The sequence below is a fragment of the Xanthobacter autotrophicus genome (assembly GCF_029991245.1).
In the GTDB taxonomy this organism is placed as follows: domain Bacteria; phylum Pseudomonadota; class Alphaproteobacteria; order Rhizobiales; family Xanthobacteraceae; genus Xanthobacter; species Xanthobacter autotrophicus_C.
Genome location: NZ_JAIVFO010000189.1, coordinates 1 through 6861 on the forward strand (window position 1 = coordinate 1; position 6861 = coordinate 6861).

Here is a 6861-nt window from a genome sequence, read left to right on the forward strand (position 1 = left end):
GAATTGCCCTTATCCTTCTTCTGATCGTCCTTCTTCTCGTCTTCCTTCTTCTTGCGGGCGTCGAGGATGCCCTGCACCAAATCGCGGTTGAACCTGGCGTCGGCGTCGGCGGGGTCCACCTTGAGTGCGGCGTCGTAGGCAGCGACGGCCTCCTCCAGCCGGTCGGAACGGGCCAGCGCGTTGCCGCGGTTGTAGTCGGCGCCGGGAATCCGCCCAAAGGCCTCGGCCGCGCCGGCATGCTCGCCGGCCTTGTAGAGCGAGGCCGCGCGCCACGCCGGATCCTCGAAGCGCTGGGCGGCGGTCGGGTAATCCCCGGCGCTGAAGGCGGAGGCGCCCTGCTGGTCCGGCCGCCACCACAGGTCGTCCCACGTCCCCGCCGCGGCCGGACGGGGCGCGAGCAGCGATGGCGCGGCGGCGATTAGCAGCACGGCGATCCACCCCCGGCGGAAAGCCAGCGGCGCCAGCAGCAGACCGATGAGGAGCACGAACGGCCCCATGTCCGCCCACACGTCCGCCGTGAAACCGTCCTGATCGACCGGCGGCGCCGCGGCGGAAGCGCTGGTGAGCGGCAGGGCGCTCTCCAGGTCGCTATCGTCGGCGGTGAGGCGCGAAAACGCCCCGCGCCCGGCCACGGCAAGGGCGGAGAGGCCCGCCGCGTCCAAGGGCGCCGCCCCGTCCCCGCCGGAGGCGCCGACGCCGATCACATTGACCTTGAAGCCCGCCGCCGCCGCTGCCCTGGCTGCCGCCTGCGCCTTGGCCGGGTCATCCCCCGGGCCATCCGCCAGGAGGAGGATGCGCCCGGTGGACGCGCCGGTGCCCTTCAGAAGCTCCACCCCCTTCTCGATGGCGAGATCGGTGCGGGCCGGGCCGCCGCGCATCAGGTTGGTGGCAAGGTCCGGCAGCATCTGGCCCACCACGCGGGCGTCCTGCGTGAGGGGCGCGGCGGTGAAGGGAATGTCGGCAAAGACCACCAGCGCCACCTCGCCGCCGCGCATGCGCGCGAGCACGTCCGCCACCTTGTAGCGGGCGGCGGCAAGGCGGGTGGGGCTGGCATCGCTGGCGCCCATGGAGCGGGTGAGGCTGAGCACCACCACCACGGGTTCAAGCCGCCCGCCCGCCGGCTGCGGCAGCTTCTCCCATGTGGGCCCGGCCATGGCGACGATGGCAGCGACCCAACCCGCCAGCAGCAGCAGGATCGGCCAGCGGCCCGTCTGTCGTCCGCCCGACGCGGCGAGATGAACCAGCAGATGGGGGTCCACCACCCGCGACCAGTCGTTCGAGCCCTGCCTGAGCCGGCGCCACAGCAGCGCTGCCAGCACGGCCGCCGGCAGCAGGGCCAGCAGCCATTCGGGCCGCAGGAAATGGAAGCTCGCCGGCATCAGGCGGGACCCTCCACGGGCGCCGACTCACCCCCGCCCGCGCGGCGGCGCACAGGCAGATGCATCAGCAGCAGGGCCGAGAGGAGGAAGCTCGACGCCAGCGCGGCTCCCAGCGGCCAGTAGAACAGGGCGATGGTGGGGCGCACATACTGGGGGTCCCCGGCCACCGGCTCCAGGCGGTCGATATCGGCATAGATGGCGGCGAGACCCTTGTCGTTCCGGGCGCGGAAATACTGGCCGCCGGTGAGGCCCGCGATGGTCTTCAGCGCATCCTCGTCGAGGTCGCCGGACGGGTTCATGGGCGCGCCCGGCACGAAGTCCAGCCCGTCGGCGCCGACGCCGATGGTGTGGATGCGCACATTCTCCTTGGCGGCAATGGCCGCCGCCTCGGCGGGTTCGAGCACGCCGGAGGTGTTGGCGCCGTCGGTGAGCAGGATCAGCACGCGATCCTTGGCGGGCCGGTCGCGCAGGGTCTTCACCGCAAGGCCGATGGCGTCGCCGATGGAGGTGTTGCGCCCGGTCATGCCGATCGAAGCCTCGGCGAGGAGCTGGCGCACCACATTGCGGTCAAGCGTCAGGGGCGCCTGCACATAGGCCCGCGTGCTGAACAGGATGAGGCCGATGCGGTCGCCGGTACGGCGGGCGATGAAGTCGTCCGCCACCCGTTTGACCACCTGGAGCCGGTTCGCCGGCAGGCCGGACTGGGCCAGGTCCGGCGACAGCATGGAGGCGGAGAGGTCCACCGCCAGCATCATCTCGCGCCCCTCGACGGGGATGGCGACGGGCGTGCCCACATAGACCGGCCGCGCGGCGGCGACGACCAGAAGGGTCCAGATGAAGGCGAGCGCTGCGAGCCGCAGGCGGCTGAAGCGCGGCCGGCCGTCGGCGACGAGGCCGGCGCGGGCAAGTTCCGCGAAGAACGGCAGGCGCAGGGCGCCCGCCCGCCGCTCCGGCGCGCGCGGCAACAGCAGACGGACGAGGAACGGCAGCGGCAGCAGCGCCAGCACGAAGGGCCATTGCAGGGTAATCATGCGCGCGCCCTGATCCAGCGCCGCACGGCGGTCACGAAGGCCCGGGGCGCGATCCCGGCATCGGGGGCGGCTGCGGGCGGGTAATAGGGTGCGCGGGACAGGTATGCGGCCTCGGCGACGCCGAAGCCCGCCTTGCCGGCCACCAGCACCCGCGTCCACGCCTCCCCGGTGAGGGCCGTGGCCGCATCCCCGGACTGGGCGCGCACCAGCCGGCGCAAAATGCCCGAGGCCGCCACGGCGATGGTCTGGGGATCGGGCAGGCCATCGCCTCCCTCTTGCGCACCGGCCTGCGCCAGCCTCGCCTCGAACTCCTTCAGCGCCTTGTAGGCGAGGGTCTGCCGCCAGCGCCATTCGCGGATGGCGAGCACCAATCCCACCAGCAGGACCAGCCCCGCCAGCGCGTACCAGCCGGGCGCCGGCGGCCAGAACGGCACGTCCGGCGGCAGATGGATATCCCGCAGGGTGGCGAGCTGTTCCTCAAGCGAGGGGGCGGGAGGAGCGTCGGGGATCCTGGCGCCCGGCGTCAGGAAATCCGGCGTCGAGAAATCGGGCGCGGAGGGAGCGGGCGTATTGGGAGACGTCATGCCAGCGCCCGCCGCCCCGCCGACTGGAGCGGCCGCAGCCGCTCGGGATGCAGCACATCCGCCGGATCGCTGCCGGTCTCAAGATCGAGGAAGGTCATGCCGCGTTCGCGGCAGATCCGCTCGACTCCGTCGTGGCGCGCGGAAAAGCGCTGGGCATAGGCGTCCCGCAGCGTTGCGCGCTCTGAATCGAGCCGTGCCACCGCCACACCGTCGGTGACCGGATAGAGGCCGGGGTCCGGCATCTGCGCCTCCAGCCGGTCGAACACGAACAGGCAGGTGACGTGGTTGTCCACCGCCAGCCGCTCAAGCTCGCGCACCGCATGGGCGTCGAGATCGGCAAAGTCGGTGACGAGGAAGATAAGCGTGCCGGGCCGCGCCAGCGCACGGGTCCGCGCCAGCGCTTCCGCCAGCGTGGGTCCCGTGCCCTCCGGTCCCACCCGCTCGGCGGTGGCGTCGGCCACGGCGCGCACGAAATTCAGGATCCGCCGGCGGCTGCGCTCCGGCCGGAAGGCGCCGACGCCGGAGGGCGCCAGCACCACGCCGCCTACCCGGTCGCCGCCGGCGATGCCGACCCAGGCGAGGATCGCCGCCGCCTTGGCCGCCAGCACCGACTTGAAGCTGCCGCGCGTGCCGAAGCGCATGGGCGCGCGGGCGTCGGCGAGGATCAGGACGGGGCGCTCGCGCTCCTCCTGGAACAGCTTGGTGTGGGTGCGCCCGGTGCGGGCGGTGACGCGCCAGTCGATGGTGCGCACATCATCGCCGGGATGGTAGGCGCGCACCTCGTCGAATTCCATGCCGCGGCCGCGGAAGGACGAGCGGTGGCCGCCGAACTGGTGGGTGCGCACCTTGCCGCCAGGCGCAAAGCCGCCGCCCCCGCGCGGGCGGGCGGCCACCAGCTCCGGCAGGCGGGCGACAATGCCCTTCAACGGATCCTTGTCCGACATCTCCCGTTCCGACATGGCGGTCCGCGACCTCAGCCCACCGGCACCCGGGCGATGAGGAGGTCGATGAAATCGTCGCTCGTCACCCCGTCCGCCTCGGCCTCGAAGGTCATGAGCACGCGGTGGCGCAGCACCGGCTTCAGCACGGCCTGCACGTCCTCCGGCACCACATAGTCGCGCTTGCGCCGCCAGGCATGGGCGCGGGCGCAGCGATCGAGGGAGATGGTGCCGCGCGGGCTGGCGCCGAAGCTCACCAGCCCTTCGAGGTCGGCACCGTAAAGCTCGGGATGGCGCGTCGCCTGCACCATCTGGAGCAGATATTCCTCCACCGGCTCGGCCATATGCACCGCCGCCACCGCGCGCCGGGCGGCGAAGACCACCTCCTGCGGCAGGGGCGGGCCGAAGTCCGGCGCCACGCCCCGCGCCTCCCCGCGCACCAGGCGCAGGATCTCGCGCTCGGCGGCGATATCGGGGAAATCGATGCGCACGTGCAGCAGGAAGCGGTCGAGCTGGGCCTCGGGCAGGGGATAGGTGCCCTCCTGCTCGATGGGGTTCTGGGTGGCCATCACCATGAACAGGTCGTCGAGGCGGTAGGTCTTGCCGCCCACCGTCACCTGCCGCTCGGCCATGGCCTCCAGCAGGGCCGACTGGACCTTGGCCGGGGCGCGGTTGATCTCGTCGGCGAGGATGAAATTGTGGAACAGCGGCCCCTTCTGGAACCGGAAGGTGCCGTCCTCGGGCCGGTAGATGTCGGTGCCGGTAAGATCGGAGGGCAGAAGGTCCGGCGTGAACTGGATGCGCTGGTCGCTCAGGTCGATGGCGCGGGCCAAGGCCTTGATGGCCTTGGTCTTGGCAAGGCCCGGCGCGCCCTCCACCAGAAGGTGGCCGTCGGCCAGCACGGCGATGAGCAGCAGTTCCACGAAGGCCGGCTGGCCAAGGATGCAGGCGTTCATATAAGCGGCGAGATCGTCGAACGCCCGATCGAGCCCGGCACTCTCATGAGCCCCACGCTCATGAACGGCGCGATCCGCCACGGGGGGCCGCGCCCGGGCAAAGGCACCTTCCAGGAAACTGGCGTCACGGCTTGTCGTCATGAAAGAAGGGTTCCGGTCTCGCGCTGGCTTTGGTTCCTTATATCGCCGCCGATGCGTGATCGCACATTATCTCGCATTCATTTTTCAGCCAGCGCGGCGCGCCTGGCCATGGACACGCCGGGTAGGACACACGGAATGCGCAGCACCGCTGCGGCGGATGGAGGCATGACGGGCGGTTGAGCCCGCGAGCCTCACCCGCCAAGATGAAGCCAGCCCGGCCCCGAGCCCGGCCCCTGCCCGGCCGGCTCCGGGACCCCTGACGCAGCGGAGTATTCACCCCTTGCCCGATCCATCCCCCGACGCGCGCCGCTCCGCCCCGGCGGTTGCGCGCAACCGCGAGCCCATCGCCGCCCAGCTCCTTCGGCTTCTGCCCGAGACCGGGCTGGTGCTGGAGATCGCCAGCGGCACCGGCGAGCACGCGGTGTATTTCGCCCGCAGGATGCCGCACCTCCTCTGGCAACCCTCCGACCCCTCCCCCGAGGCGCGCGCCTCCATCGCCGCCTGGACCGCGGCCGAAGGCCTTGCCAACGTGCGCCCGCCCCTCGCCCTGGACGCCGCCGCCGGCGAGTGGCCGGTGGGCAAGGTGGATGCGGTGGTATGCGTCAACATGATCCACATCAGCCCGTGGGAGGCCACCGAAGGCCTCATGCGAGGCGCCGGTGCCCGCCTGCCGCCGGACGGCGTGCTGTTCGCCTATGGCGCGTTCCGGCAGGATGGCGTGCCCACCGCCCCCAGCAACGAGGCCTTCGACGCCGACCTGAAGCGGCAGGACCCGCGCTTCGGCCTGCGCCACCTTTCCGATGTCGCCGCCTGCGCGGCCAGGAACGGCCTTGCCCTCGCCCGGGTGGTCGAGATGCCGTCCAACAACCTGTCGCTGGTGTTCCGCAAGGTCATGGCGGTTTCGCCCGGCACCGGCGCTGTGCCATAGTCGGGCACCGCACGGCCTTGACCGGATTGGGGTGAGCCAGACTCACCGCAATCTGCTATCAGGGCCGGGTCGGATCTTCCGCTCGATGCTCCTTCCGCTCGAGGACCCTTCATGGCGCGCGTCGTCGATCCTTTCATCAAGGTATCGTCCCCCCAGATCTTCCTGGTGCGGATGATCGTGTTCCTGGCCCTGTGCGCGGCGCTGGCCGCTGTGCTGCACCGGCAGATCGTCAGCGCCTTCCTCAACAATCCGGGCCTCAACGGCGTCATCTTCGGGGTGCTCGCCGTGGGCATCATCCTCGCCATCCGGCAGGTGGCACGGCTGTTTCCGGAGGTGGAATGGGTGAATTCCTTCCGCCTCTCCGATCCGGGGCTGGCGGTGGCGCGCCCGCCCACCCTGCTCGCGCCCATGGCCGCGCTGCTGGGCGACCGGGTGGGACGCATGTCCATCTCCCAGGCCACCATGCGCTCGATCCTCGATTCCATCGGCACCCGCCTCGACGAGAGCCGGGACATGGGGCGCTACCTCACCGGCCTGCTGGTGTTCCTCGGCCTGCTCGGCACCTTCTGGGGCCTGCTGGAAACCGTATCCTCCATCGGCACGGTCATCAATTCGCTGCAGGTGGGGCCCGATTCCGGCTCCATCTTTGAGGACATGAAGACCGGCCTTGCCGCCCCCCTCGGCGGCATGGGCACGGCGTTCTCGTCCTCCCTGTTCGGCCTGGCGGGCTCGCTGGTGCTCGGCTTCCTCGACCTTCAGGCCGGGCAGGCGCAGACGCGCTTCTATACCGATCTGGAGGACTGGCTCTCCACCACCGTGCGCGACCTCGACGAGGCGCCGCGCGAGCGCGGCTTCGGCGCCGAGCGCGAGCCGGCCCGCCTGTCCGCTGTCGCCCCTCCACCCG

General features: G+C 71.3%; 7 protein-coding genes. 2 read left to right on the forward strand and 5 right to left on the reverse strand.

Annotation, left to right across the window (positions count from 1 at the left end; translation table 11 throughout):
• From K9U41_RS20925 to K9U41_RS20945, 5 genes are all read right to left on the reverse strand, one after another.
• On the reverse strand, window positions 1-1379 hold a 1379-nt coding region (locus tag K9U41_RS20925), incomplete at its 3' end, for a VWA domain-containing protein (protein ID WP_282642783.1).
• Complete coding sequence (locus K9U41_RS20930; protein ID WP_282642784.1) at window positions 1379-2410, reverse strand: vWA domain-containing protein; 1032 nt, start codon at window positions 2408-2410, stop codon at window positions 1379-1381. The genes K9U41_RS20925 and K9U41_RS20930, both read right to left, overlap by 1 nt.
• On the reverse strand, window positions 2407-2994 hold the full coding sequence (locus K9U41_RS20935; RefSeq protein WP_282642785.1) for a DUF4381 domain-containing protein: 588 nt from the start codon (window positions 2992-2994) through the stop codon (window positions 2407-2409). Before K9U41_RS20935 ends, K9U41_RS20930 begins: the two co-directional genes overlap by 4 nt.
• Window positions 2991-3938 carry a DUF58 domain-containing protein gene (locus K9U41_RS20940; protein ID WP_282642786.1) on the reverse strand — a complete coding sequence of 316 codons (948 nt, stop codon included), beginning with the start codon at window positions 3936-3938 and terminating at the stop codon, window positions 2991-2993. Before K9U41_RS20940 ends, K9U41_RS20935 begins: the two co-directional genes overlap by 4 nt.
• A gap of 29 nt (window positions 3939-3967) precedes the next feature.
• Window positions 3968-4888, reverse strand: coding sequence for an AAA family ATPase (locus K9U41_RS20945; protein WP_282642789.1), 921 nt, complete (start codon window positions 4886-4888; stop codon window positions 3968-3970).
• A 421-nt stretch (window positions 4889-5309) separates the two neighbouring features.
• Between K9U41_RS20945 and K9U41_RS20950 the strand changes: the two genes are divergently transcribed.
• Window positions 5310-5957, forward strand: coding sequence for a DUF938 domain-containing protein (locus tag K9U41_RS20950; protein ID WP_282642787.1), 648 nt, complete (start codon window positions 5310-5312; stop codon window positions 5955-5957).
• A 111-nt stretch (window positions 5958-6068) separates the two neighbouring features.
• Window positions 6069-6861, forward strand: a 793-nt coding sequence (locus K9U41_RS20955) for a flagellar motor protein MotA (RefSeq protein WP_282642788.1), incomplete at its 3' end; no start/stop codon positions are given.

Bases quoted from the DNA above. Each gene is read 5' to 3' on its own strand.
- K9U41_RS20930 (WP_282642784.1), bottom strand. From the start codon at position 2,410: ATGATTACCCTGCAATGGCCCTTCGTGCTGGCGCTGCTGCCGCTGCCG.
- K9U41_RS20935 (WP_282642785.1), bottom strand. From the start codon at position 2,994: ATGACGTCTCCCAATACGCCCGCTCCCTCCGCGCCCGATTTCTCGACG.
- K9U41_RS20940 (WP_282642786.1), bottom strand. From the start codon at position 3,938: ATGTCGGACAAGGATCCGTTGAAGGGCATTGTCGCCCGCCTGCCGGAG.
- K9U41_RS20945 (WP_282642789.1), bottom strand. From the start codon at position 4,888: ATGAACGCCTGCATCCTTGGCCAGCCGGCCTTCGTGGAACTGCTGCTC.